The sequence below is a fragment of the Caldisericum sp. genome (assembly GCF_049967455.1).
In the GTDB taxonomy this organism is placed as follows: domain Bacteria; phylum Caldisericota; class Caldisericia; order Caldisericales; family Caldisericaceae; genus Caldisericum; species Caldisericum exile_A.
The window spans coordinates 38,288-62,668 of the sequence record NZ_JBMFSR010000004.1 but is presented as its reverse complement, the minus strand read 5'-3'; the positions used below and the strand labels follow the sequence as shown (position 1 = coordinate 62,668).

24 protein-coding genes are annotated in these 24,381 nt (G+C 34.5%); all 24 read right to left on the bottom strand.

All coding sequences use genetic code 11. From position 1 onward, the window contains the following. The 24 genes from opp4C to ACP5SP_RS02545 all read right to left on the bottom strand — a co-directional run bounded on the left by opp4C (position 1) and on the right by ACP5SP_RS02545 (position 24,367). Positions 1–894, bottom strand: a complete 894-nt coding sequence (gene opp4C, locus ACP5SP_RS02660) for an oligopeptide ABC transporter permease (protein WP_424586751.1) — start codon at positions 892–894, stop codon at positions 1–3. 9 nt (positions 895–903) lie between these two features. Beyond that, positions 904–1,872 (bottom strand): ABC transporter permease, encoded by a 969-nt coding sequence (locus tag ACP5SP_RS02655; RefSeq protein WP_428066555.1) that lies wholly within the window; start codon positions 1,870–1,872, stop codon positions 904–906. Between the two features lie 76 nt (positions 1,873–1,948). Then, entirely contained in the window at positions 1,949–4,174 is a 2,226-nt protein-coding gene (locus tag ACP5SP_RS02650) for an ABC transporter substrate-binding protein (protein WP_428075999.1), read from the bottom strand. Positions 4,175–4,243: 69 nt separating this feature from the next. Beyond that, positions 4,244–4,669: a hypothetical protein gene (locus ACP5SP_RS02645; protein WP_424596696.1), complete on the bottom strand. Its 426-nt coding sequence runs from the start codon at positions 4,667–4,669 to the stop codon at positions 4,244–4,246. Continuing rightward, positions 4,662–5,216 carry an RNA polymerase sigma factor gene (locus ACP5SP_RS02640; protein ID WP_424586614.1) on the bottom strand — a complete coding sequence of 185 codons (555 nt, stop codon included), beginning with the start codon at positions 5,214–5,216 and terminating at the stop codon, positions 4,662–4,664. Before ACP5SP_RS02640 ends, ACP5SP_RS02645 begins: the two co-directional genes overlap by 8 nt. A gap of 40 nt (positions 5,217–5,256) precedes the next feature. Beyond that, positions 5,257–6,120, bottom strand: coding sequence for a hypothetical protein (locus ACP5SP_RS02635; protein ID WP_428075998.1), 864 nt, complete (start codon positions 6,118–6,120; stop codon positions 5,257–5,259). A 3-nt stretch (positions 6,121–6,123) separates the two neighbouring features. Continuing rightward, on the bottom strand, positions 6,124–7,176 hold the full coding sequence (gene ftsZ / locus ACP5SP_RS02630) for a cell division protein FtsZ (protein WP_428075997.1): 1,053 nt from the start codon (positions 7,174–7,176) through the stop codon (positions 6,124–6,126). Positions 7,177–7,185: 9 nt separating this feature from the next. Beyond that, positions 7,186–8,388, bottom strand: a complete 1,203-nt coding sequence (gene ftsA, locus ACP5SP_RS02625; RefSeq protein WP_416085479.1) for a cell division protein FtsA — start codon at positions 8,386–8,388, stop codon at positions 7,186–7,188. After that, positions 8,381–8,989: a hypothetical protein gene (locus ACP5SP_RS02620; protein WP_424606518.1), complete on the bottom strand. Its 609-nt coding sequence runs from the start codon at positions 8,987–8,989 to the stop codon at positions 8,381–8,383. Before ACP5SP_RS02620 ends, ftsA begins: the two co-directional genes overlap by 8 nt. Further along, on the bottom strand, positions 8,986–9,915 hold the full coding sequence (locus ACP5SP_RS02615) for a D-alanine--D-alanine ligase family protein (RefSeq protein WP_416085477.1): 930 nt from the start codon (positions 9,913–9,915) through the stop codon (positions 8,986–8,988). The genes ACP5SP_RS02620 and ACP5SP_RS02615 overlap by 4 nt, the downstream gene beginning before the upstream one ends. Next, positions 9,912–10,844 carry a UDP-N-acetylmuramate dehydrogenase gene (murB, locus tag ACP5SP_RS02610; RefSeq protein WP_416085476.1) on the bottom strand — a complete coding sequence of 311 codons (933 nt, stop codon included), beginning with the start codon at positions 10,842–10,844 and terminating at the stop codon, positions 9,912–9,914. The genes ACP5SP_RS02615 and murB overlap by 4 nt, the downstream gene beginning before the upstream one ends. Continuing rightward, on the bottom strand, positions 10,841–12,196 hold the full coding sequence (murC, locus tag ACP5SP_RS02605; protein WP_416085475.1) for a UDP-N-acetylmuramate--L-alanine ligase: 1,356 nt from the start codon (positions 12,194–12,196) through the stop codon (positions 10,841–10,843). Before murC ends, murB begins: the two co-directional genes overlap by 4 nt. Further along, entirely contained in the window at positions 12,193–13,245 is a 1,053-nt protein-coding gene (murG, locus tag ACP5SP_RS02600) for an undecaprenyldiphospho-muramoylpentapeptide beta-N-acetylglucosaminyltransferase (RefSeq protein ID WP_424606514.1), read from the bottom strand. The genes murC and murG overlap by 4 nt, the downstream gene beginning before the upstream one ends. Then, on the bottom strand, positions 13,245–14,303 hold the full coding sequence (locus ACP5SP_RS02595; RefSeq protein WP_416085473.1) for an FtsW/RodA/SpoVE family cell cycle protein: 1,059 nt from the start codon (positions 14,301–14,303) through the stop codon (positions 13,245–13,247). The genes murG and ACP5SP_RS02595 overlap by 1 nt, the downstream gene beginning before the upstream one ends. Continuing rightward, entirely contained in the window at positions 14,300–15,646 is a 1,347-nt protein-coding gene (murD, locus tag ACP5SP_RS02590) for a UDP-N-acetylmuramoyl-L-alanine--D-glutamate ligase (protein ID WP_424596688.1), read from the bottom strand. Before murD ends, ACP5SP_RS02595 begins: the two co-directional genes overlap by 4 nt. 12 nt (positions 15,647–15,658) lie before the next feature. Continuing rightward, a complete protein-coding gene (gene mraY / locus ACP5SP_RS02585; RefSeq protein WP_428075996.1) occupies positions 15,659–16,642 on the bottom strand; it encodes a phospho-N-acetylmuramoyl-pentapeptide-transferase in 984 nt (327 codons plus the stop codon). Continuing rightward, positions 16,632–17,987, bottom strand: coding sequence for a UDP-N-acetylmuramoyl-tripeptide--D-alanyl-D-alanine ligase (locus ACP5SP_RS02580; protein WP_428075995.1), 1,356 nt, complete (start codon positions 17,985–17,987; stop codon positions 16,632–16,634). The genes mraY and ACP5SP_RS02580 overlap by 11 nt, the downstream gene beginning before the upstream one ends. Then, positions 17,977–19,416 (bottom strand): UDP-N-acetylmuramoyl-L-alanyl-D-glutamate--2,6-diaminopimelate ligase, encoded by a 1,440-nt coding sequence (locus ACP5SP_RS02575; RefSeq protein WP_428075993.1) that lies wholly within the window; start codon positions 19,414–19,416, stop codon positions 17,977–17,979. The genes ACP5SP_RS02580 and ACP5SP_RS02575 overlap by 11 nt, the downstream gene beginning before the upstream one ends. Further along, a complete protein-coding gene (locus ACP5SP_RS02570; RefSeq protein WP_424586602.1) occupies positions 19,413–21,104 on the bottom strand; it encodes a peptidoglycan D,D-transpeptidase FtsI family protein in 1,692 nt (563 codons plus the stop codon). Before ACP5SP_RS02570 ends, ACP5SP_RS02575 begins: the two co-directional genes overlap by 4 nt. Then, positions 21,079–21,342 carry an FtsB family cell division protein gene (locus ACP5SP_RS02565; protein WP_424586601.1) on the bottom strand — a complete coding sequence of 88 codons (264 nt, stop codon included), beginning with the start codon at positions 21,340–21,342 and terminating at the stop codon, positions 21,079–21,081. Before ACP5SP_RS02565 ends, ACP5SP_RS02570 begins: the two co-directional genes overlap by 26 nt. Then, positions 21,339–22,214, bottom strand: coding sequence for a 16S rRNA (cytosine(1402)-N(4))-methyltransferase RsmH (gene rsmH, locus ACP5SP_RS02560; protein ID WP_416085466.1), 876 nt, complete (start codon positions 22,212–22,214; stop codon positions 21,339–21,341). The genes ACP5SP_RS02565 and rsmH overlap by 4 nt, the downstream gene beginning before the upstream one ends. A 35-nt stretch (positions 22,215–22,249) precedes the next feature. Further along, entirely contained in the window at positions 22,250–22,951 is a 702-nt protein-coding gene (locus ACP5SP_RS02555; protein WP_416085465.1) for a formate dehydrogenase accessory sulfurtransferase FdhD, read from the bottom strand. Next, positions 22,923–23,531, bottom strand: a complete 609-nt coding sequence (gene mobA / locus ACP5SP_RS02550) for a molybdenum cofactor guanylyltransferase (protein ID WP_424586598.1) — start codon at positions 23,529–23,531, stop codon at positions 22,923–22,925. Before mobA ends, ACP5SP_RS02555 begins: the two co-directional genes overlap by 29 nt. Further along, the gene (locus ACP5SP_RS02545) at positions 23,531–24,367 is read right to left on the bottom strand and encodes a formate/nitrite transporter family protein (RefSeq protein ID WP_424586597.1); all 837 of its coding nucleotides are present in this window, start codon (positions 24,365–24,367) and stop codon (positions 23,531–23,533) included. The genes mobA and ACP5SP_RS02545 overlap by 1 nt, the downstream gene beginning before the upstream one ends. Positions 24,368–24,381: the final 14 nt, after the last annotated feature.

Sequence of the window (24,381 nt, the reverse complement as noted above, 5' to 3'; positions counted from 1 at the left end):
CTACCTATAAAGTTTCGGATCCATTGCATCACGGAGACCGTCACCAAGATAATTAAATGCAAGAACAGTTATAAACATGGCAAGACCAGGAGACCACACAAGCCATGGTGCAATTGCCATAGCATATTGTGCGTTCTGAAGCATATTTCCCCAAGAAGGTGTTGGTGGCATAACGCCAAATCCAAGATAGCTTAATGCTGCTTCGTATATGATATTTCCTCCAACACCAAGCGTTGCTGAAACAATAATTGGAGCAAAAGAATTCGGAAGTATATGTCTCCAAATAATTCTGTTATTGGAAACACCAATTGCCCTTGCTGCCTCAACATATTCATTTTCTCTAAGCGACAAAAACATACCACGAACAATTCTTGCATCGGTCATCCAACCGAATATAGCAATTACCAAAACTATCTTCCAAACACCGGCACCTGGAATAACAGAGGATAAAACAATCAAAAGTGGCATAACTGGAATAGAAAACATAATATCTGTAAACCTCATAAGAATTGTATCAAGAAAACCACCAAAATAACCTGCATACGCTCCTACAATAATTCCAACAAGTAGTGCTGAAACAACTGAAGAAAAACCTACCAAAAGGGAAATTCTTCCTCCATAGAAGAGTCTTGTTAATACATCTCTTCCAAGTTCATCTGTGCCAAGAGGATGCTTCCAACTCGGCGGCTGTAAAACTTCTGTAGTGGAACCGAGCTCTGAAACTTTATAAGGCGAAATATAAGGACCCACTATACATGCAAGAATTATTAAAATAAGAACAACAAGAGAAAGCATTGCAAGCTTGTGCTTTCTTAATCTTTTTCCAACAAGATACCAGTAAGTTTCTACTCTGCCGGTAAGAACCTCTTCAATTTTTGTTGCTTCAACTGCCATATTAACCTCCTAACTATACCTTATACGTGGATCAACAACTGCATATAATAAATCTGCAATTAAATTTCCAACTATAAGAAGGGATGATTCAAGGAGCAAGCATACCATTGCAACAGGATAATCATTTGAAAGCATTGCATCAACTGTAAGCCTTCCCATACCAGGAATACTAAAAACTGTTTCAGTAATTGTTGCACCTGAAATTATTCCAGGTAAAGATAAACCTAAGAGAGTTATTATAGGAATTAACGCATTCCTAAGTGCATGTTTAAAAATTACTGTTCTTTCTGGGAGTCCTTTTGCTCTTGCGGTTCTAACATAATCTTGTCTTATTACTTCAAGCATAGAACTTCTTGCATAACGCATCCAAGAACCCATACTAAAAAGCGAAAGCACTATTACAGGAAGAACCATATATTTAGCCTGGTCAAGAATCCTCGCAAATAATGGTGCAGTCTCAATTCCAGGCGTCATTACACCACCCAAAGGAAGCCACCCCAACTTTAAACCAAAGATCATCATAAGAATAAAACCAAACCAGAAAGTTGGCATAGACATTCCAAAAAATGCAAAGAAAGTAAAGAAATAGTCAAAAAATGTGTATTGGTGCAATGCAGAATAAATACCGATTGGAACACCAACCACAAATGCTAAAATAAGTGAAGCAAGAGAAAATCTTAAAGTATACGCAATCGCACGAGCAACAAGTTCAGTAACAGGCTTTCCACCTGCAAAAATGGAAACACCCCAATTACCGGTAATCATTGCCCAGAACCATTTAAAGAATCGAAGGTACCAAGGAAGGTCAAACCCCCAGGCATGCCTTAATCTTGCAATATCCTCTGGTTTTATTCTTGGGTTTATTGCCATTTGTGCAAATGGATCACCAACCAAGCTCAAAACAGCAAAAGTAACAAGAGCAACCCCTAAAAAGAGCGGGATCATCTGTAGCACTCTTCTTATTAGATAGTTTCTCACTTTTTCCTAAGCCTCCTTCTCTTAAAAATAGGGGGCCTCTTTGCGGAGGCCCCCGCAAAGGTAAATCAAATATTAACTATTTCTTCTCCCAATACCAAAGTTCTGAATTATAAGTATAACCGACTGAAGAAGACATTACATAGTCAAATCCTGCCATTGCAAGACCCTTCTTGGGTGTGTAGATATCAGTCCAGACGTTCAAACCAATTTGAGGAACAAGGTCTGCAATACGCTGTTCTGCAATATAGTAGTTCTTCTGACGAACATATGGGTCAACTTCGTGAGTTGCTTTGTAAATTGCATCATCAAGAGTTGGATCAGAAATTCCAGGGTAGTTCTGTCCTTGCCAACCATTAGCTTCTGTTGGAATCTGAGATGAATGATAAAGTTCGAATCCATCTGGATCAAATGGATCACCACCCCATGCAAACATTGCTAACTGGAACATTCTGTGTGTTGTGTATGTACCAAAGAAGTAAGATGCAGACAAGAACTTAGTTTGAATATCAATACCAATTTTCTTAAGTTGTGCCTGCAAGACTACTGCTTCATCTTTTCTATCCTGACGTGTTGTTGTTGAAAGTTCAAGTGTCAACTTCTTGCCGTCTTTGTATCTATAACCATCGGAACCCATCTTCCAACCAGCATCATCAAGAAGTTTATTTGCCATTGCAGGATCGTATTTAGGTAAAACGGCCTTTGGATTCCTGTAAAATTCATTAAATAGACCAATGTATGGATAGTACATTACTGTTCTTTGTCCAAGGAAAACACGGTTATTCAAATCGTTATAATCAATTCCATATGCAAGTGCTTTACGCACTCTTACATCTGAAAGAATTGGATCTGTTGTGTTAATTTCCAAATGTTCCCAGAATGTAGAAGGAATTCTCTGAACTTTAATTGTAGGAATCTTTTCTGCCTGCTGTGCTTCTTTTATACCAAGACCAATAAGAGTCAAATCAACTTTACCTGCAAGAACGTTCATAAGCATTGTGTTTGTATCCGGTATCCACTGATATACAAACCTTTGAATAAGAGGCTTTGAACCTGCCCAACCAAACCAATTTGGATTTGGGACAAGAGAAATATAAGAACCTTCAACCCATTGCTCAATCTTATAAGGACCTGCATGAATTGGCTTCTTTGCTAAATCAGAGGAGGTTATTTGCTCAAGTGGAACTTGGCTCCAGAAGTGTTTTGGATAAATTGGAAGACCCGCATTCGCATATGGAGTTGTATCCTTCCAAGTTACAACCATCGTATAAGGATTAGGGAATTCAATTTTATCAATCTTGTCATATGGATCAGTTGATGGAATTTGCTCAATCTTTCCTGAAAGATATATATCATACACTGCAAACTTAATATCCTGTTCATAGTTTACAGGTACACCATCGGACCACTTAACTCCCTTTCTAAGGTAGTAAGTTGTCTTCATCCAAGTTTTTCCATCCGGACCTGTAAATGTTGTCCATGTGCCATCTTTGAAGTTAGGAACATTAAGAGCCATACGAGGAGCAAGAGTTCCATTAGGGAATTCCATAATAAGACCATCTTCATACTGCATTGCAATATTACGTTGTGCCATCATTGATGTTGCAAATGACATCAACGCATCTGGTTCCTGTGTTTGTGCAATAACTACCTGCCCACCAGCTTGTGGAGGAACAACAATCTTATAGATTGCATAAGCACATTCTGCCCTTGTTGCTGCCATTGTTGGGTCAACGGTTCCTTCTTTCATATGGTATGTAAGGATCTGGATATCAGGCCTGTATGCAAGAGTTACTGCGCCAGCTGCCCAAGATGCAATCTTTTTCCAGTCATTAGCCCAAACAATAGGTTCGCCTTTAAAGGCCTCTGCTTCTGCACCTTTTCCAAGGACTCTTACACCAAGGACTGCAAGTTCCTGTCTTGTGATAGAGTTTGCAGGCTTGAATGTCCCATCGGCATACCCCTTGATATAACCAGCTTTTACTGCAGCTTCAATAAACCCATAGGACCAACGATCTTGCGGTACATCCTTAAAGGTTGGAGTAGTAGGTTTATACTCTGATAATTTCTTTGCAATACAAATCATCTTTGCAAACTGCTCTCTTGTAACTGGATCTTCGGGTTTGAATGTTCCATCGGGGAAACCCGCAATAACACCCTTAGAAACGAGATAATCAATCTGATCTTTCGCCCAGTAATCTGAGCCTACGTCTTTAAAACCTGCTGCATTGACACCCAATGGTCTTACTGCAAAAAGCGTAATAACCATTGTGATTGCAACTAACAAAACTAATACTTTCTTCATGCTCTTACCTCCTTCTTTTAGATTTTTAAAACAAACTTTTCGAAAATTTTTTGCCAACTTTCACCTCCTTTAATGTAGAGTTTCTAATCCTAATGGTACTTGCAAACTCCATATATAATTATACAGAAATTGACGAGATTGCAAATATGAATAAAACTTAATTTTGTAAAAAATCTTATCGCCACTCCTATAAACTTGATCAAAGGTTAAATGTTCATTGTTGTTAAAAGGAGACGCATCAAATAGCAATTCAAAAAACTTAGCTAAAACTGAAAGGACATTATTATTATTTCTATATGTTTCTTCTTTTAAAACAGTAAAGGTATTCTCGAATATTTTCTCTTTAAAAGGTGTTGGATCTACTTTTTTGTCCTTTAAAAGAAGCGCAATCTCAAAAAGTTCTGCTTCTTCTTGAGAAAGCTTTTCATGTAGAAAGGGCTTCTCATTCAAAAAATCATCCAAAATCTTTTCAAATCTGTCCTCAATGCTATTCATTAAGCATCTCCTCGATAATATCTTTTAATTTCTTTAAAGCTCTAAATTGCAAAACTTTTGTTGCATCTTCACTCTTTCCCAAAATATCCGCAATTTCTTTGATGCTCTTATTTTCATAAAACCTCATCACTATTATTTCTTTGTATTGCCCAGGTAATCTTTCAAGTGCATCCGAAATAGTTTTATTAATGTATTCACTTGCAAAAGAGTCATAAGGGTCCTTAAGAAGAGGCTCATATGCTCTATCAAACTTCTCCTCAAGGTCTAATGTTTCCCTACCAAGATTCTTCCTAAACCAATCCCTTACCAAATTTCTTTCTATCGCATAAAGCCAAGTATCAATATGGTAACCTTCTTTCAAATCAAAAGAAGGGAGAGATTTAATAAATTTATAAAAAGTTTCAGAAGTAATATCTTCTGCTATTTCTTTCATTTTTATCCTTCTGTAGGCGTAATTAAAAATCCTTGCATAGTAAAACTCAAAAAATTCTCTAAATGCAACTTCATCGCCACTTTTAAGTCTTTCAATTACCTTCCTTTCGTCCAACTCTTTCTCCTATATACGAAAAAAATTCCAAAAAGTTACACTAAAAATTTCCCACAACATCGCCAATTTTAAATATTCTTGGAGTAAGAACAACAATAAGGGATGAAAAATCATTAAAATCAGGATTTTCAACTTTTACAACTACGAACTTTGGATCATAATCAAAGACTGCTACTTTTACATCTTTAATTATATTCCCATTAACAATATATATAAAATATTCTCCCGATTTCTTTATTAAAGCATTTTTCGGAATTTTTAAACCGTAAACAGTTTTTTCAAGTATTTTTAAGTACCCGTTTGATGTTAGTATCTGTGGTAAAAATTCTGATACCTCATAAAAACAATACTCTTCGTTATTATAAACAAGTTTTGCTTCTCCTTTCACAAACTGATTAATAAAAATAGTCAAAGAGTTATCTTTTGCTATACTAATAGGGAGAGCAACAGTTAAGTCTGACACAACAATTGAAGCAAAAGGCTTATCTTTTAAAACTTTATCACTTTCAATCCATGCAAATCTAAAAATTTTTTGATTTTCTATAAGTTGTGAAACATTATCACACTCAATATTTACGAAACCCTTAACAAAGTAACCGCTTGCAGGTGCCAAAATATCAACAATGCCATCTTTTGTAGAAAGGATGCCTACGACTTCATCCTTATGAACAAAATCAAAATCATCTTTTAGAAACTGAATACTGCCATCCTGATCTGCACTAATGTTTTTAGCACAGAACAAAAGATTTCCTTTAACTTCTTTATATATTTCAAAATATCCAAAATTTGCAGTATAAAGCCCTGCAAGGCCTTTTCTAACAAAAGCTCTTAGATCGTTTATGAGGCCAAGAATAAGAACAATTATTACTAAAACAGCGATTGTTACAATAATTTTCTTTTGCATTCACTACTGTTTTCTTTTCCTTAAAAATGCCGGTATCTCGAAATCTCCAGTATCGAAATGTTCGTCAAACTTTACTACCTTCTCTTTTGTCCTCTCTTCACTTATTTTGTCAAATCCTGCTGCGATAAGTGAAACTCTCACTTCATCCTCAAGGTCTTCCTGTAAAACTGTTCCAAAAATAAGATTTGCATTCTCACCAACAGTATCTCTTACAAATGTTGAAGCCTCATTTACTTCATAAAGAGTTAAATTTTTACCCCCTGTAATATTTAATAAAACCCTCGTTGCTCCAGTTATAGAATACTCAAGCAATGGACTTGAAATAGCCTGCTTTGCTGCATCAACCGCGCGGTTTTCTCCGCGTCCTGAACCAATACCAAACCATGCATTACCAGCTCCGGTTAAAGTTGTTCTAACATCAGCGAAGTCAACATTAATTAAGCCTGGTTTTGTTATAATTTCCGAAATTCCCTTCACCGCATAGAAAAGCACATTATCTGCAATTCTAAAAGCTTCGTTAATTGGCGTTTTCTTATCAATTATCTTAAGTAATTTATCATTAGAGATTATAATAAGTGTATCAACATACTGTAGAAGTGCCTTTATACCATCTTCTGCCTGTTGTATTCTTTGTCTACCTTCAAAGGTAAAAGGACGTGTAACAACTGCAACAGTAAGAATTCCAAGTTCCTTTGCAATAGAAGCAATCACAGGAGATGCACCTGTTCCTGTGCCTCCGCCCATGCCTGCGGTAATAAAAACAAGATCAGCACCTTCAATGACTTTTCTTAATTCGTCTTTACTTTCTTCCGCAGATTTTCTTCCCACCTCAGGAAAACTTCCTGCACCAAGACCGCCTGTTGTCCTTGGTCCAATTTGAACTTTCTTTTCTGCCTTATTAAGAGACAGTACCTGAACATCTGTATTAACAGCAATAAATTCAACACCTTCTATACCTTCATCAATCATTCTGTTTATGGCGTTACCCCCGCCACCCCCAACTCCCAATACTTTTATCCTTGCTTGTGCTGCCTTCCATGGATCCATATCAAACATAAATACCTCCTATTCAAATATATCCTTAAGCCAAGATAATCCTGAGAATGGACTTCTTGACCTTTTTTGTTCGCTTCCCTCAGAAAGAGCATAAAGAATCAATCCGATTGAAGTTGCATATTCTGGATCGCTTAAAATATCCGAAAATGTATATTCACCTCTCGGAACACCTAATCTTACCGGAATTTCTAAAACATCACTTGCTCTCTTTATAAAATTTTTGAGTTTAGCACATCCTCCAGTAAAAACAACACCAGAATGCAACGCACCCCAATAGCCAGATTTTATTAACTCGAGTTTTATAGTTTGAAGAATCTCATCAACTCGTGCAGTTATAACATCCGATAGATATGAAGAATCAATTGTCAACTTTTCATCAGATCCAATTCTTGAGACTTCGATAGTGCTATTTTCAGGATTATTACTAATTGATGCAAAACCAAATTCTTTTTTAATTCTCTCTGCCTCCTCAAGGGAAATTCTCAGAGCATACGCTATGTCTTTTGTGATATACTCTCCTCCTATAGGAAGAACAGAAGTATGTGCAATGCTTCCGTTAATAAAAATTGCAATGTCTCCGGTGCCTGCTCCAATATCAACAAGAGCAACACCTAACTCTTTCTCCTGCTCTTTCAGAGTAGATAAAGATGAAGCAAGCGATTGGAGGACAAAAGCCTCTTTTTTAAGATCAACCATAGAAATCACTTTTTCAATATTATATAGAACAGTCGAAGATCCTGTAACAATATGGACTTCCTCTTCAAGCTTGATTCCTGACATTCCAATAGGATTTCTTATTCCGCCTTGTCCGTCAATTATATATTGTCTTGGTATGGAATGAATCACTTTTTGGTTTGGTTGAAGCAAAAGTACCCTTGCAGACTCCTCAACCCTCTTTATATCATCCTTTGATATCTCTCTTCCCTCTTTGGATACAATAATACTCCCTTTGTTGTTAAGAGAAAATATATGTGTTCCAGAAACAGATACATAAACATTCTGCGCCTTTTTGCCAGCCATAGTTTCTGCTATCTTTTTTGCTTGCATCACAGCTTCAGAGGCTTTGTTTAAATCTATAACTACACCTTTACTAACACTCTTTGACGGAACAGTCCCAACGCCAATAATGGAGGCATTCCCATCACTTATTTCGCCAATAAGAAACTTTATCGTTTGACTTCCTAAGTCAAGCGCAGAAACTATTCTATCCATTTTCCCTCCAAATAATCACTGCTTGCATATTAAATCTTAGATCAATGGACTTTATATTTTTTACATCCTTTGATAAAACCTCTAATGTTTTCAAATACTCTTTCATTTTAAATTCGTAATCCCCTTTACCTATTATAATTAAAATACCATTTTTATCTACAAACCCAATACCTTTATCAAGTAATTCAAAACTTTTTATTAAATCTAATAAATTATTATTAATACAATATAAAATTAAGTCTCCTATTACATTATTGTAAGATGAAGAATAAAAATTTGCAAAAACAACAGGCAGACTTAAACTGCCGTTATTAATCAAAAATCCACTTTTCGTTAAACCAAAGATTCCATCCTTGAATTGAATGTTTAATAAAGGCGTTTCGTAATAAGAAATTTCAAGTCTAAATGGTTTTCTTGTAATTTGCATTTCTCTTAGAGGTAAAATACCGAGATAAAAAGGACCTACTTTTCTTAATAAATCATAAGCTTTTATAGGCACATTGGAAGAAATATTAATATTTCCTGAGAGTACAAATATAGGATATAGAAACAAGAAAACAATTAAACCTATTACAGTTATTGATATAACTAATCTTTTCACCTTTTCCTTTGAAGTGCCTCTTGTACTATAAAATCAACCAAATCTTCAAAGGAAATATTTTCTGCTTTTGCTGCATCAGGTACAAGGCTTGTCTCAGTAAAACCCGGGATTGTATTGACTTCAAGGACATAAACATCAGAAGAATTAGCAATCATGTCAATCCGCGCAAAATCTCTTAACCCAAACTCTTTATAGATTCTCTTTGCGTATTCCTCTGCAAGCGCCTTTTGATAACTACTAATCCTTGCAGGAATTATATGCTTAGACATAGAAGGAGTATATTTGGACTCAAAATCATAGAACTCGTGAGCAGGGACTATCTCAATAATAGGAAGGACGTGAATATCCGGATAATTGCCAATTATGGCTACAGTGATTTCGGTTCCCTTTATATAATCTTCGACAATCACCAAATCGCTTAACTCAAATGCCTTGGCAAGCCCCTCATTATAGCTATCTTCATTTTTTGCAATTGTTATACCAATCGTAGAACCCTGATCAACTGGTTTAATAACGAGAGTATCGTTTCCTAAAAGTTCGGAAACATAGGAATAAGGAAGGGTATTATCTCTTCTAAAATAAGCAAAAGAAGGTGTTTTTATATCAATTTCTCTAAACATAAACTTAGAAAATAATTTGTTCATGCAAAGAGCGCTTGCAAAAACTGAAGAACCTGTATATGGAATATTCATAAGTTCTAATGCACCTTGGACTGTCCCATCTTCGCCAAATTTTCCATGAAGAGCTATAAAAACAACGTCAGGATTTGCATCTTTTACCACATCTTCAATATGATTCTGAAAGTCATACTCAATAACCTCATATCCCTTTTTCTTTAAGGCATTTGAAACTGCCCTACCACTTTTAATGGATATATCTCTTTCTGTAGATTTTCCACCGTATAAAACAAGAACTCTTGTACTCATTTTTTCCTCTCAAGTAAGTTTAAGTTCTTGAATTTTCCAACTAATCTTATTTCAAGTTCAAGGATAAGGTCCTTTTGTTTATAAACTCTTAACTGTGCTTCTCTTATAAGATTAACAACATCTTGCGCTGTTGCGTTACCAAGATTTACAATAAAATTCGCATGTTTTTCAGAAATCAAGGCATCACCAAATCTTAAACCCTTGCATCCTGACTCTTCAAGAACTCTACCAGCATAAGTTGTAGGCGGATTTTTAAAAACACTCCCTGCACATGGGAGATTGTATGGCTGTTTTTCTAATCTCCCTCTTATGTTTTTCTCTTTTTCCCTTAGGATTTCCTCAAAAGGCTTTTGCTCAAATGTGAGAACTGCATTAAGAAGAATAAGTGGCTCCTCTTGAAGGATGGAATATCTGTAATCAAAATGAAAATCATCGTGCCTAAACCTGTAAATTTTGCCATTATAATCAATCACATCAGCATATTCGATTCTTGTACTGATATAGTGAGAATTTGTGCCAGCATTCATTGCTATTGCACCACCTAAAGCACCTGGGATACCAAATGCAAATTCAAAGCCACCAAGATTTCTTCTCGAAGCCTCTTCTATTAGTTTCTGCAAAGGCACCCCTGCTTCAGCAAAAGAAAGAGTATTATCAAATTCAACTTTTGAGAATCCCTCTGCCATTTTGATAACAAGCCCTTCGATTCCATCATCAGAAACGAGTATATTTGTGCCATTACCGATAACTGTAATTGGTAATTTTTCTTTTTTTGCAAACTCAAGCAATTTTTTTAAATCCTCAACATCAGAAGGAATTGCTAAAATTTCTGCAGGGCCTCCAATCTTGAAAGAGGTATGCTTAGCCATCGGCTCATTAAAATAAACACGACCTTTTATAAGTTCTTTAATATTTTCCTGTATTTTCATTTTTCTCCTCTTAATTTTAGCATTATTGAATCTATAGCCAAATATACATCTCCTGGTCCAAGGGTTATAACTATATCTCCCGGTTTAGCAATATGTGAAACAAGATCCGCTACAGCTTCAAACTTTGAAGCAAAAAATACATTTTTCCCTGGATTTAAGGTCTTTATCCAATCAAACACTTTTTCATTAGTAATACCTTCAATGGGATTTTCAAATGCTGAATATATAGGAAGCACAATTACAAAATCTGCAAGATAGAAAGGCTTTGCAATACTTTCTTTAAGCGAAAACACACGGGTAAATCTATGTGGTTGGAAAATTGCAATAATTGATGCATTCGGAAAGTGATTCTTTAAAGCCTTTAACGTAGCTTCAACCTCAGTTGGATGATCTGCATGATCATCAAAAATATGGATACCCTTAACACTACCCTTATATTCAAGCCTCCGCTTGGGTAATGAAAAATCCCTTAAAGAAGATTCAATTTCATCAAAAGAAACATCAAGTAATCGGCCGACAAGAATTGATGCAAGAGAATTTGACAAATTCTGCTCTCCAAAAACATTAATCTTAAGAAGAGGAGACTTTTTGCCTAATACATTTGCTATAAACGCTATCCCATCCCGTTCAAATGAGTAATCAAGTATAGTTGCATGAGCTTCTTGATTTTTGATGCTATAATAGAGGGGAGGCTTTTGAAGATTTTCTGAAACCTCAAAGGCTGTTTGATCATCCCTGTTAACAACAACTGTTTGAGAATGTTCCATAAACTCAAAAAAGGCGCTTTTAAGATTTTCAAAATCCCAATTGTAAGAGTTTAGATGGTCTCTATCAATGTTTGTAACAATGCCTATGTGTGGATTAAAAAGTAAGAACGTCTTGTCACTTTCGTCAGATTCAATAACAAAATACTCTGCTAAGGGTAAAAAACGTTTATTCTGCTTATGATCTCCACCAATATAAGAATTTACACGAAATTTCTTACTTAAGATTTCCGAAATAAGAGATGTAGTTGTTGTTTTTCCGTGAGTACCTGCAACAACTACACTTTTGTAGTCTTTTGCAATCTCTGCAAGCGCTTCGCCACGTCTTTCAATTGGAATACCAATTTCTTTTGCCTTTAATAAATGCGGATTATCAGCCGGAATCGCAGATGAAAAAATAATCTTATCAATAGTCTTATCAACTTCAAATTCCTTTGGATTTACATCAACCCCAATTCCTTTTAGGTAATGTGTTGTCTCATTTTCTTTGACATCAATCCCCAAAACGTTATATCCAAGCGCTGTATAAATTTCTGCAAGGCGCTTCATCCCAACTCCCGCAACTCCAAGCAAAAGTACTTTTTTCATCTATCTTCCTCTAACAAATCCGCAATTCTTTTCTCTGCATCCTTAGGATAATGTTTACTACATTCCAAATTTATTATACGAAAATAATTTTTAAAATCCACTATTTTTTTAACCAAAATTTCCTTCGAAAGATTCTTTTCCTCAATAACAGTAACACATCCGTATTTTTCAAAATATTTTGCATTGTAAAATTGATGATTGTCCCTTGCATATGGAAATGGAACAACAATTGAATATACATCATTGAGAACCAATTCAGATAGGGTCATTGCACCTCCTCTTGTCACCGCTATTGACGAGACTGCATATGCATAACCCATTTTATCAAGATAGGGATATACTCTCAAATTCTGATGGTTGTTCAAATTATTGAATTCTTGAAAGAATTTGTTTCCTGTTATAAAAATAATTTGAATATCTTCCTTCAAAAGTTCTGGAATAGCCTCTCTAATTATTTTATTTAAATTGTATGCTCCACCGCTACCACCAAATGCAAGAAGAGTAAATTTATCTGCAAAGTTAAAAAATGAAAGTGCTTCTTTCCTATCTTGGTTAATAACTTCCTTTCTTACAGGATTCCCCACAAAAACGCCTTTTTTGCCAAATTTATTATTCACATCCTCAAAGCCCAAAAATACCGTTCTTGCAAATCTTGAAAATATAAGGTTTGTCTTTCCTGGTATGATATTTTGCTCATAGAGATAAATAGGAACTCTATATAAGATACCTGCAAGTAAAATTGGAAGTGAAACATAACCACCTCCACCAAGTATCTTATCAGGTTTTATTTTATTAATTATCCTTAAGGCATCAAAAAATCCTCTAATAGAAAAAACAATAAACTTAAAAAGCTTTACTATATTAAAATCAAAAAGAGAAGCAGAGACATATTCTATCTTAAATTTGTAATCTTTTACAACTTTTTCTTCAATACTACCACGCCTTCCAATAAGGACAACTTCATGTCCTCGACTTCTTAATTCTTCTCCTATGGGTATCAAAGGATATATATGACCACCCGTACCGCCGCCTGCAATAAGTATTTTCATCAATCAACCTCTGTTCTTGAAATATTTATTAAAATTCCGATCGCAATGAAATTTGCAAGCATATTATTTCCACCAAAACTCACAAATGGAAGAGGAACTCCTGTTGTTGGCATTAAACCTAAATTTACAGCAATATTTATAACTGCAAAGTAAGTAATACCAAGAGTTAAACCCAGCGCAAGAATCCTTGAAAAAGTAGACCTTGCATTGCTTGCAATCTTAAAACCTATGAATATCAAAGAAAGATAAGCAATTAAAAGAAGTATAACAAATACAGCTCCAAGTTCTTCACCAATCACAGGAAGTATAAAATCAGAAATCGATACAGGCAAAACAGAAGGATACTTAAAAATACCCTTCATAAAGCCAACGCCTGTAATTCCACCGCGAGCAAAGGCTCTAAGAGATTGTAATGTTTGAAGCGCCTCATCACTTGCATGTGCGTATGGATTTAAAAAAGCAACAACACGTCTATGCCATTCACTATTGAGAGGAATCATTAGAATTACTCCAAGAAAACTCAAAATACTAAATCCCAAAAACTCAACCAAAGGCATTCCAATGATGTGAAGCAAAGTAAATCCAGTCAAAAAAACTTGTGCTGCACTTCCCATATCAGGTTCAAAAGCAATAAGAACTGCAATAAGCCCAACAAGTGCAAATGTTAAGGCATAAATTTTTGGAACATTTTCTTCATCAATTGGATCTCTAAATATACGCGCAATCAGTAAAGAAATCCCTATATAAGCAAACTGTGAAGGTTGAAAAGTAACAATTCCAAAATCAACAAAACGTGAAAGTTTACCATTTAGAAGCAGAAACAAAAGCAATATAAATAATGTAATATAACCAATTTTCGAAAGAGGAGCAAGTCTTTTATGATTAAAAAACGCAAAAAACAACATCAGTGAAACGCCCAATGCAAAAGAAATAATTTGCTTTAAAATAAGATTCTGGTATACAATACTTAAACTACCACTTATGAATATTCCAAATAAACTAAGTAAAACTGAAATAAAGATAAGCGAAGCAGAATATGGATTTATCAATTTTTTCATAGTTCATTTACTATTTCTTTAAATTGTTCTCCCCTGTCTTCGAAATCTCTAAACATATCAAAACTTGCGCATGCCGGAGACAGCAATACTATATCATTAGGTGACGCAATGGTTTTTGCAAAATTTACTGCTTCTTTAAGACTTTTAACTATGGCAAAATCATGGAAGTTTGCGTTTATTGATGCTTCCTTTAATTGAGGGGCTGTTTGCCCCAGAAGGATCAAAAACTTAACTCTACTTTTAAACATTTTTGCAAGCTGAGTAAAATCGTTATTTTTGCTACTTCCACCTGCAATGAGAATAACCTTTTTATCAAAAGCCTCAAGCGCTTTTATGGTTGAGTCGGGCGTTGTAGATTTTGAATCATTTATAAAAATTACGCCATTAACTTCCCGAACATATTCAAGCCTATGAGGTAAACCTTTAAAACTTCTAATTCCCTTCCTTATAACTTCAAAATTCACACCCATTACAATAGAAGATATTACACTTGCAAGGGTATTTTCAACATTATGCAGTCCTAAGAGTGGAATTTCTTTTCTATCAATAATTTCTATAGGTTCGCTAAATTTGTTCTCTTTAAAAAAGATTTTATTATCTTTTAAAAACGCACCACTATTAACAACTTCTTTTAAGGAAAAAAAGTATTTCCTTGGCTTAATTTCATCTGAAAGTTCTCTTACAACTACATCATCATAATTTAGAATAGCATAATCAGATTCTGTCTGGTTCATGAATATCCTCTTTTTTGCTTTGAAGTAATCCTCCATCGAAGCATACCTATCAAGGTGATCTTCTGTAAAATTTAAAAAGACGGATACCTTTGGATGGTATTGTTCAATTGTCTCAAGTTGAAAACAACTTGTTTCAAGAACTGCATATTCTGGATTTGGATTCTCAAGAAGCAACTCGGAATATGGCGTTCCTAAATTCCCACCAACAACTGTATTCGGGTTATGCAATTTAAAGATATGACCAGTTAGGGCAGTTGTTGTACTCTTTCCGTTTGTTCCAGTAATAGCAATAACCTTTGTATTTGGCGCAAACATATTAGCAAATTCAAGTTCGCCAATTATTTTTATACCTTTTGATTCAAGGTCTTTAACAATAGGAGAGTTCAAAGGAATTCCAGGAGAAAGGACTGCAAGATCAAAAGTTGAAAATTTTTCAAATGAATGTTTACCAATTTCGTAAGAAATACCGTTCTCCTTAAGTATTGGCTCAAATGATCTAACCTCTTTATTGTCCGCAATTTCAGTTAAAAAAACTTCAAAGCCATGCTTTTTAGCAAGAATACTTGCAAATACTCCAGACCTTCTTGCACCAACAACAAGGATTTTCATTATCTACCTCCACTATAATCCTATAATTTTTAACACTACAACTATTATCACCATAAATGCTGTAATAACACTAAATCTATAATCTATTTTTGCTTCTGACCAGCCCAAAATTTCAAAGTGATGATGAATTGGGGTCATTTTAAAAACTCTTTTACCATGAGTTGCCTTGAAGTAAGCAATCTGTATAAAAATAGAAATTGCCTCAATAACTGGGATAATTGCAATAAAGGGAAGATATAATTCTGTTTTAAAAACTATCGAAAGAGATGCAATTGCACCCCCAAGAGCCGAGGCACCCAAATCCCCCATAAATATTGATGCTTTTGGGCTATTAAACCATAAAAACGCAAGAATAGAAATAAGCAAAGATAAAGAAAATCCGAGTAAAAGGAAATTCTTTGTAAGGTATGAAAGAAAAATGAAAGTTAAAAGCATTATAGACACAATACTTCCAAGCAATCCATCCACACCATCTGTAAGATTAAAGGCATTTACTGAACCAACCATCATAATAAAAAAGAGTAAAAAGTAAAGAATCGGTCCAAAATTCAAATTCAAACCAAGAAATATTACATTAAAACTCATTATATCTTTGAAGACAAAAAAAAGAAATACTGTTGCAACCGAAAAGAGAATAAGTTTGCTCCTTATTGAAAGACCCTCAGATGAGGACTTTCGGGAAGTCAAAATATCATCTATAAGGCCAATAAAACCAAACAGAATTGTTGAAGAAATTACAAAAAGCAATTTTCTAAAAGTATCGTAAGGCACTTTTAACACAAAAAGAAGCGGAATTATAAAAGCAATTGAGATTAAAAATATGATACCTCCACCACGGGGAGTACCTTCCTTCTTTTTATGAGATTCAATTAACTCCTCTCGCACATGTTGAACAAGATTGCTTCTTTTAAGAAAATCTGTAAGGTACTTTTCAAAAAATATCAAAAAGAAAAATTCAATAATCATTAAAGCAAGAAAAATTATTTCACTTTTCATCTTTATACCTCTCCTTCAATATATCAACAAATTTTTCCATCTTCATAGCACGGGATCCTTTCACTAAAAAGTAAGTTCCGTTTGGAAAATCGAATGTCTTTAAAAATTGAGAAAGAGTATCACTATCCTCAAAATGATATTTAATGTTTGCGTTTCCTTTTTCCTGCATCAATTTTGAAAGATTCCCGTAAGTAATAAGAGCGTAAGGATTAATCTCTGATATAACTTCACCAACTTTTTCATGGAGAGTATTTGAAGATTCGCCAAGTTCAAGCATATCCCCAAGAATTAAAACAATAGGTCCTTTTGCTGATCTTAACCTTTCAAGGGCAAAGTTCATTGACAGAGGATTAGAATTATAAGTATCATCAATTATTGTCATGCCGCTGAGTTTTATCTTTTCGCCTCTTCCTTTATATGGTTTGAATTCCTTTAGTGCAGAAACTACATAATCAGGATCAACACCAACATAAACTGAAGCAGCAAAAATTAGTCCAACATTATATACAAATCCATTATATGGAAGCGTAAACTCAAAAGCTCTATCCTGAATATTGATTTTTAATCTCAAAAAATCAAGATTTTCTTGAAGAATTTTTAACCTAAAATCATTTTCCTCCCTAAATCCAACTTTAAATACGCCCTTTAACCCGTTAGAAGCGAGGCGAAGAAGTTCGTCATCACCGTTTACAAAACAAACACTGCCTCTATCTAAAACAAACTTTGCTAATTTAAATTTCTCTTTTAAAACGCCATATCTATCACCCAAATATTCAAGGTGAGAATCTCCTACATTGGTAATAATGCCATAATGTGGTTTTACTACATCAAGTAAGACATCCATATCGTTTGGTTTTTGAACGCCCATCTCTACCACAATAAAATCTTCCAGATTTGAAACTTCATTTGCAAAAAATAACGGAAGGGAAATATCGGTATTGATGTTACCTTCAGTTTTTACAACATTAAAACGTTTTGATAAAGCAAGAAATAAACCTTCTTTTGTTGTAGTCTTACCTGCGCTTCCTGTTATTCCAAAAATTGCGCCATTAATTTTATTTCGTGCAAAATTACCAAGATGTTTTAAAAATTCAGCAGTTGATTTAACCTTAATAACAGGTTTGCTTTCTCCTACATCATTCTCAACAATTGCAAAAATAGAACCTTTTTGAAGTGCATCGGATACAAAATTATGACCATCAGTTGTATTCCCTTTCAAAGCAATAAAAATATCTCCTTTTGAAACATTTCTAGAATCAATTACAAATCTATTGTAATCATTCGGTAGTGGAAAATCCTCTTCATGATAAATATCTTTAAACAGTTCATGAAGGTCAATCTTCATGGAACACCTCTTTTACAATATCAATATCTCTAAAATGAATTATGCTTCCGTTAGATAATCTCATCTTGGATTCAACTCCTCTTCCAAGAATTGCAACTATATCGTTTTCTTTTGCATTTTCTAAAGCATACTTTATTGCTTTAATCCTATCAGGTATAACCTCATGCTCAATTGAAACAGAAGATTTGAGATCCTTAATTATTTCATCTACGTTGCGACCACGAGGATCATCAGAAGTTATCACACAAAAATCGGCAAATTTACTTACAGCTCTTCCCATCGCAATTCGTTTTTCTTTTTCAGAGGTTCCTACAGCTCCAAATACAACAATTAAATGATTACCATTTCCCTTGATACTCTCAAGAACATTTTCAATTTCTTCAGCATTATGGGCATAATCGATAATAACTTTAATTCCTTTAAAGGTATAAATTTCCATTCTTCCTGGAACTGAAGCAGTCTTTGCAAATTCTTTTATTTTTGAAAAACTTGCCCCTTCTAACATTGCGTATGATATAACCGCCAAAAAATTGTAGGCATTGTATCTACCCAGAATAGGTAAATCTATCGTGCCAAGAAGGGTCCCACTCTCATATACTTCAAAAGAAATTGATAACCCATGATTTTTAAGGTTTTGAAAAGAATAATCAAATTTTACATCATCACCATAAAAGATTGGATCTTTTGAAACCTCAATAAATCTATCGATAAAAAGCGAGTTCCCATTTAGTATTGGAGATTCAAAACCCTCAAAAAAAGAAACTTTTGTATTCAAATAATCCTCAATAGATTTGTGATAGTCTATGTGATCAACTCCCATTGTTCCAAGGATTTTCCTTTTAAAATTTATTCCGTATATTCGCTTATCCTTAATCCCATGTGAGGAAACTTCCATAAAGACATATTTTACTCCATCATCTGACATTGTTTTAAGATATCGGTGTAAGTCAAAAGGAAACGGTGTTGTTGGTGGATCTAAGTCTGTTAATGAGAATTTGTCCTTTATACCAATGCCAATTGTTCCGATAAATCCGGAAGGCACTCCTAAGAAATTAAAAAGTCTATAGAGGAGATATGCTATTGTAGTCTTTCCCATTGTCCCTGTTATGCCTATTATGTTTAACCGTTTTGAAGGGTCACCATAAAAAAATGAAGAAATTTTTGCAAACGCCTCTCTTGAATCAGATGCTTTAATAACGAGGATATCTTTGTCAAATTCTAAATCATTCTCAACTATTACCCCAACCGCACCTCTTTTTACAGCATCAGCAATAAATTCATGTCCGTCAAAATTTTCACCTCTTAACGCAACAAATAAATCGCCATTTTGTATTAGTCTTGAATCTGTCTTTATTCCAAAAAAATCTCTGTCAAGATTTCCAAAAACTTCAAATTCTTTAAATTTTTCTTTTAAAGTTCGCCCATTCATTTTTCAATCCTCAGATATTTTACAAGAAATGTCCCTATTTCTGAAAATAAGGGTGCAGATACAGTTGTTGAGTATTGAGGAATTCTAGTTTCATTTATAGAAACAATTACTGAAACTTTCGGGTCTGGATAGGGAACAGCACCAAAGAAACTGTATATGAGTTTCGTATGAGAGTAGCCACCGTTTTCACTCGGCTTTTGAGCAGTACCAGTTTTACCCATCACCTTATAGCCTGCTATCTTAGCCTTAGGTGCACCAATTTCAACGACCTTTACCATTGCACTTTTGATAAGATTAAGATTTGTTTCACTTCCAATTGTTCTTCGAAGAATCGGAAGAGAAGAATAAATAACATTTCCTTTGGGGTTTTTAATTTCTTTAATTAGGTGTGGTACATATAGTTTTCCACCATTTACAATCGCATTTAATGCTGATAACATCTGAATCTGTGTTACAGCAATGCCCTGTCCGAAGCCCATATTCGCAACTTCAACATCTCCTATGCTTCTTGGGGATGGTACAATTCCTTTCTCTTCCCCCAAAAGTTCGATTTGAGTCTTTTCACCAAAACCGAAAAGGTTAAAATATTTTAGAAGAGTTTCCTTTTGAAGTTTTAGCGCAATTTGAGCAAATGCAACATCGCAAGAATTAACAAGGATATCGGTAAGTCCGTGTTCTTCTCCGTGCTTTTTCCAACATGATATAATTCTATCCTTGACTTTAATTGAACCACTGCAATAAAAGTTATCGTCTGGCTTTAGCTTTCCTTCTTCAAGAGCCGCAAGAGCAACAATTGGCTTCATTACTGACCCTGGCTCATAATTAAAGGTAGTTGGAAGATTAGGCATGATCTTGTCAAAATTTGTAGGATCAAAAGAAGGATACGAGACCATAGCAAGAATTTCATTAGTTTCAGGATCTGTAACTATGGCAAAGCCACTTTTTGCATTGAATTCTTCGACATATTTTTTAACAAGTTCATAAACCTTCGCTTGAATATTTATATCAATTGTTAGAGTTACATCATTTCCTTTAACGGGTTCAAGAACATATGTTGGTGCACCCAATACATCAGGCTCGGCAAAATTAAATGTTCTAAAAGAGCGTCCGTTTCTACCTTTAAGGTAGTCATCCAAAGATAACTCAAGTCCAGTAAGACCACTACCATCTGCACCGACAATTCCAATTAAAGGCGAAACAATTTCACCAAAGGGATAAACTCTTTTGTAAGTCTTAGTAAAGACAACTCCATCTCTTAAATTTAGGGCGTCAATCTTTTGCTTCGTATTCTCTGAAACAGAAGTTGAAACAAGTACATATGATTTTTCACTAAAAAGTTTATTTAACTCTTCATTGGAAAACTTAAGATCACTTTTTAAGATACTCTTTATTTTATTAAGATTCACACTATCAATGATACTGGGGTTTATATCAAGTTCAAAGGTAAGCTCATCTGTTGCAAGCTTCACACCAGATCTATCAAGTATATCCCCACGTTCTGCTCTTAAAATATCATAACTTGGAACTACCTGAGGAGCAAATTCTGCAAGAAGCCTACCTCTATTGATAATAGCCAAATCAACCACTCTTCCCATAAATAAAACAAAGACAAAAACGAATAACAAGAAGGAAATCAATAACCTTCTTTTAAAAATGTCTTCGCTACTTTGGGTTAATTTCCACGACATAGAAATTCTTAACCTCAATCATATGAAGTTTTTCTTTTGCAATTGTTTCGACATAAGTAGGGTCTTGTAATTTGAGGTACTCGTAAGTGAGTAATTGATTTCTTGTTTTCAATGCTTCAATCTCAGCATCAAGACTTGAAATTTGTATTTTAATTTTTACTGTAGCAAAAAACAGCCCCCCATAAATGAGAATAAGAACAAACAAAACTGCAAGAAGAATTGTCGTCCTAAGTCTCATACAACCTTCTCCGCCACTCTTAATTTTGCACTTCTTGCACGCCTATTATTTTCAATCTCCTCCTCTTTTGGTTTTATTACATGTTTATTAACTAACTTTAATGTTGGGTTATTTCTAAACGATTGTTTTACAAGCCTGTCTTCAAGAGAATGATACGTAATGATCGCAATGCGACCTTTTGGAAGCAATAGAGTTGGAGCGCTTTCCAAAAATTCCTTTAGATTATCAAGCTCTCGATTTATAAAAATCCGGAGTGCTTGAAATGTTCTTGTTGCTGGATGAATTCTGTAATAACCTTTAGGATAAACACCTTTTATAATCTCTGCAAGCTGTGTTGTAGTTTCAATTGGATGTTTTTTCCTTTCTTCAATAATGCGCCTTGCAATTTTAGAGGCAAGCGGATCTTCACCATAATAAAGGATAATATCTCTTATCTCACTTTCCTCAAAATTATTAACAATGTCATAAGCAGTATACCTTGTGCATGGTCTACACATTCTCATATCAAGAGGCCCTTCTTTCATAAAAGAAAACCCTCGAGACTCGTCTTCAAGTTGCAAAGATGAGACACCCAAATCTGCAAGTATGTGTGTAACATTTTTTGCAAAAGGAAGAATAAGAGACTTAATTTCCTTAAAGTTACCAGGAACTATAACAAAATTATCAGAAACTTGAAGAAGCCTTTGCTTTGCCCTTTCAATTGTTTCATAATCCATATCGATACCAATAAGAAAACCCTTGGGGATTCTTTTAAGAATTTCAACAGAATGTCCACCTTCTCCTAATGTTGCGTCAATAACAATAGAATCTTCCTTTAAATTCAACAAATCAATTGTCTCATTTAACAATACAGGTATATGATGTATTTCCATCAATTGATATTATATGCGAATTTTAGTTTTTTTGATTATTGCGAGATTCTTTCGGGATGCGAATAGATATTAAAGCGATTGCCCCGCAAAAACCCTACGAGAGTGATATTGAGGGAGTCTCCACTTTTAATTGCAAGAGTTGAAACCGCTGATTGAGAAACAATTATTTTTGAATTTATTTTAGAAGCAATTTGAACAATGTTATAATTAATTCTTCCTGAAGTAAAAAGAAGCGTCTCGTCTCTCATTTCATTATCAACTAAAAAACCTACCACTTTTAAAACTGCGGACAACCTCGAGATATCCTCAAAATATGCAAGAAGATTATCTTTAGTTGCCACAGAAACAATATGAGTGCCGCCAGTTATAGCAAAGGTATTTGAGTGTGTCAAAGTTTGTTTCATTAATGTAAAAAGTGAACTGGCTTTAATAACATCAATTTTATTGATTTCATTAAAATCGATACTTTTGGATCTTTTCGAGACAATTTCAAAATACAAATTTACTGAAAAATCATTTTCTTTTGATGAATAATTTAAAATTTCGTTTTTCGAAACAATGATGTTATTATAAAAAAGCACACCCAGGGCAAGATAAAATTCATTTTTATTAGAGTAAAAGACAGACTGAACAAGTTCTCCATTTGCAAAGACATTGAGGATTTTCTCCTCAACAACAAAATCATCTAAATTAAAAATGTTTCCATTTTCAAACCGCAAAATCTTGAACTTTTTCATCTTCTAATATTTTGCAGATTTTATCAAAGTCATTTTTGGTATTAATATTGAGGAAGGTCAATAGTTCTGGATCAATATTTCTTATTTTATTTGGATCAAAAAATTGAACATCAAAATCCAAAAGGCTCCTCAACTTCAAATCGCAAACATCAATGTTTTTTTCTATTTTTGGAAGTAGTTTCTTACTATAAAAAGCAAAAAGCGGTTCAATGTAGCCATTTTCGAGTTTCGGAACGCAAACCTTTGCTTCATAATCTAAACTTTCCCTCATATATTTTAAAACCTCTTTATTTATAAATGGCATATCACATGCGGTAAGAAAAACAAAATCCACATCAAATACTTTCAAAGCAGTATATAGCCCACCCAAGGGACCCAAATTAGGTATTAAATCTTCTAAAAATTCATAATTTCCAATAGGAGCCTGCCTCCCAATGAAGACAGGCTCCTCCTGAAAAACATCCTTGAGTATTCTATAAGTTCTTTCAAAAATTAATTTACCATTAATAGTAAGGAAGAATTTATCGCTTCCAAATCGTCTACTTTTACCACCAACAAGGATAACAGGTTTTATTTTCATTATTTTTTCGTATTCATTAAATACACAACCCAATAGATAAATCCAACAAAGAATGCACCACCGACAAGGTTCCCGAGGGTAACAGGAATGAGGTTTACAGTAAAAAGTGTTCCCCAATTAAGATTAGCAACATCAGCAATTGTTTTCCCTGCTGCTTCAAGTACTTTTGGGTTTCCTTTCAAGAAGATTCCGTAAGGTATGAAGAACATATTTGCAACTGAGTGCTCAAAACCAGAGGCAACAAAAGCCATAATTGGGAAATAGATTGCAAAGAGTTTTCCAATTACATCTTTAGAAGCCATTGCCATCCAAACTGCCATACATACAAGCCAATTACAGAGAATACCCCTAAAGAATGCTTGTGCAAAAGTAAGCGAAGTTTTGGACAAGGCAACCTTTAAGGCATTCGAACCTACAAGCGTGTTATTTAAAGACCAAGTCCCACCCCACAAAAGAAATGCAGCAATAAGAATTGATCCAACAAAATTTCCAATGTAGACAACAACCCAGTTTTTAAGAAGTTCTACCCAACTAACTTTTTTATCAAGAGCTGCAATAAGGACAAGGTTATTACCAGTAAAAAGTTCTGCTCCACCTATAACTACCATCATAAGGCCTACGGTAAAGACAGACGCTGAAAGAAACCTTGTAAAACCAAAGCCAAGAGTTGAGTCAGACCCTACAAGTAAAAACAGTTGAGCCCCAAATGCAATGTAAACACCTGCAAGGATTGCAAGAAGAAACATCTTTAAAAGCGGAAGTCTGCATTTTCCAACCCCAGTTTCACACATTTTAGCTGCAACATCTTTTGGTGGAAAGAAATTTACATCGTTCATACTTACCTCCTTTA

What these genes read in the sequence shown, in the direction of transcription:
- opp4C (WP_424586751.1), bottom strand. Translation starts at nt 894, where the DNA reads ATGGCAGTTGAAGCAACAAAAATTGAAGAGGTTCTTACCGGCAGAGTA.
- ACP5SP_RS02650 (WP_428075999.1), bottom strand. Translation starts at nt 4,174, where the DNA reads ATGAAGAAAGTATTAGTTTTGTTAGTTGCAATCACAATGGTTATTACG.
- ACP5SP_RS02645 (WP_424596696.1), bottom strand. Translation starts at nt 4,669, where the DNA reads ATGAATAGCATTGAGGACAGATTTGAAAAGATTTTGGATGATTTTTTG.
- ACP5SP_RS02635 (WP_428075998.1), bottom strand. Translation starts at nt 6,120, where the DNA reads ATGCAAAAGAAAATTATTGTAACAATCGCTGTTTTAGTAATAATTGTT.
- ftsZ (WP_428075997.1), bottom strand. Translation starts at nt 7,176, where the DNA reads ATGTTTGATATGGATCCATGGAAGGCAGCACAAGCAAGGATAAAAGTA.
- ftsA (WP_416085479.1), bottom strand. Translation starts at nt 8,388, where the DNA reads ATGGATAGAATAGTTTCTGCGCTTGACTTAGGAAGTCAAACGATAAAG.
- ACP5SP_RS02615 (WP_416085477.1), bottom strand. Translation starts at nt 9,915, where the DNA reads ATGAGTACAAGAGTTCTTGTTTTATACGGTGGAAAATCTACAGAAAGA.
- murB (WP_416085476.1), bottom strand. Translation starts at nt 10,844, where the DNA reads ATGAAAATACAGGAAAATATTAAAGAACTTATAAAAGGTCGTGTTTAT.
- murC (WP_416085475.1), bottom strand. Translation starts at nt 12,196, where the DNA reads ATGAAAAAAGTACTTTTGCTTGGAGTTGCGGGAGTTGGGATGAAGCGC.
- murG (WP_424606514.1), bottom strand. Translation starts at nt 13,245, where the DNA reads ATGAAAATACTTATTGCAGGCGGCGGTACGGGTGGTCATATATATCCT.
- ACP5SP_RS02595 (WP_416085473.1), bottom strand. Translation starts at nt 14,303, where the DNA reads ATGAAAAAATTGATAAATCCATATTCTGCTTCGCTTATCTTTATTTCA.
- murD (WP_424596688.1), bottom strand. Translation starts at nt 15,646, where the DNA reads ATGAAAATCCTTGTTGTTGGTGCAAGAAGGTCTGGAGTATTTGCAAGT.
- mraY (WP_428075996.1), bottom strand. Translation starts at nt 16,642, where the DNA reads ATGAAAAGTGAAATAATTTTTCTTGCTTTAATGATTATTGAATTTTTC.
- ACP5SP_RS02580 (WP_428075995.1), bottom strand. Translation starts at nt 17,987, where the DNA reads ATGAAGATTGACCTTCATGAACTGTTTAAAGATATTTATCATGAAGAG.
- ACP5SP_RS02575 (WP_428075993.1), bottom strand. Translation starts at nt 19,416, where the DNA reads ATGAATGGGCGAACTTTAAAAGAAAAATTTAAAGAATTTGAAGTTTTT.
- ACP5SP_RS02570 (WP_424586602.1), bottom strand. Translation starts at nt 21,104, where the DNA reads ATGTCGTGGAAATTAACCCAAAGTAGCGAAGACATTTTTAAAAGAAGG.
- ACP5SP_RS02565 (WP_424586601.1), bottom strand. Translation starts at nt 21,342, where the DNA reads ATGAGACTTAGGACGACAATTCTTCTTGCAGTTTTGTTTGTTCTTATT.
- rsmH (WP_416085466.1), bottom strand. Translation starts at nt 22,214, where the DNA reads ATGGAAATACATCATATACCTGTATTGTTAAATGAGACAATTGATTTG.
- ACP5SP_RS02555 (WP_416085465.1), bottom strand. Translation starts at nt 22,951, where the DNA reads ATGAAAAAGTTCAAGATTTTGCGGTTTGAAAATGGAAACATTTTTAAT.
- mobA (WP_424586598.1), bottom strand. Translation starts at nt 23,531, where the DNA reads ATGAAAATAAAACCTGTTATCCTTGTTGGTGGTAAAAGTAGACGATTT.
- ACP5SP_RS02545 (WP_424586597.1), bottom strand. Translation starts at nt 24,367, where the DNA reads ATGAACGATGTAAATTTCTTTCCACCAAAAGATGTTGCAGCTAAAATG.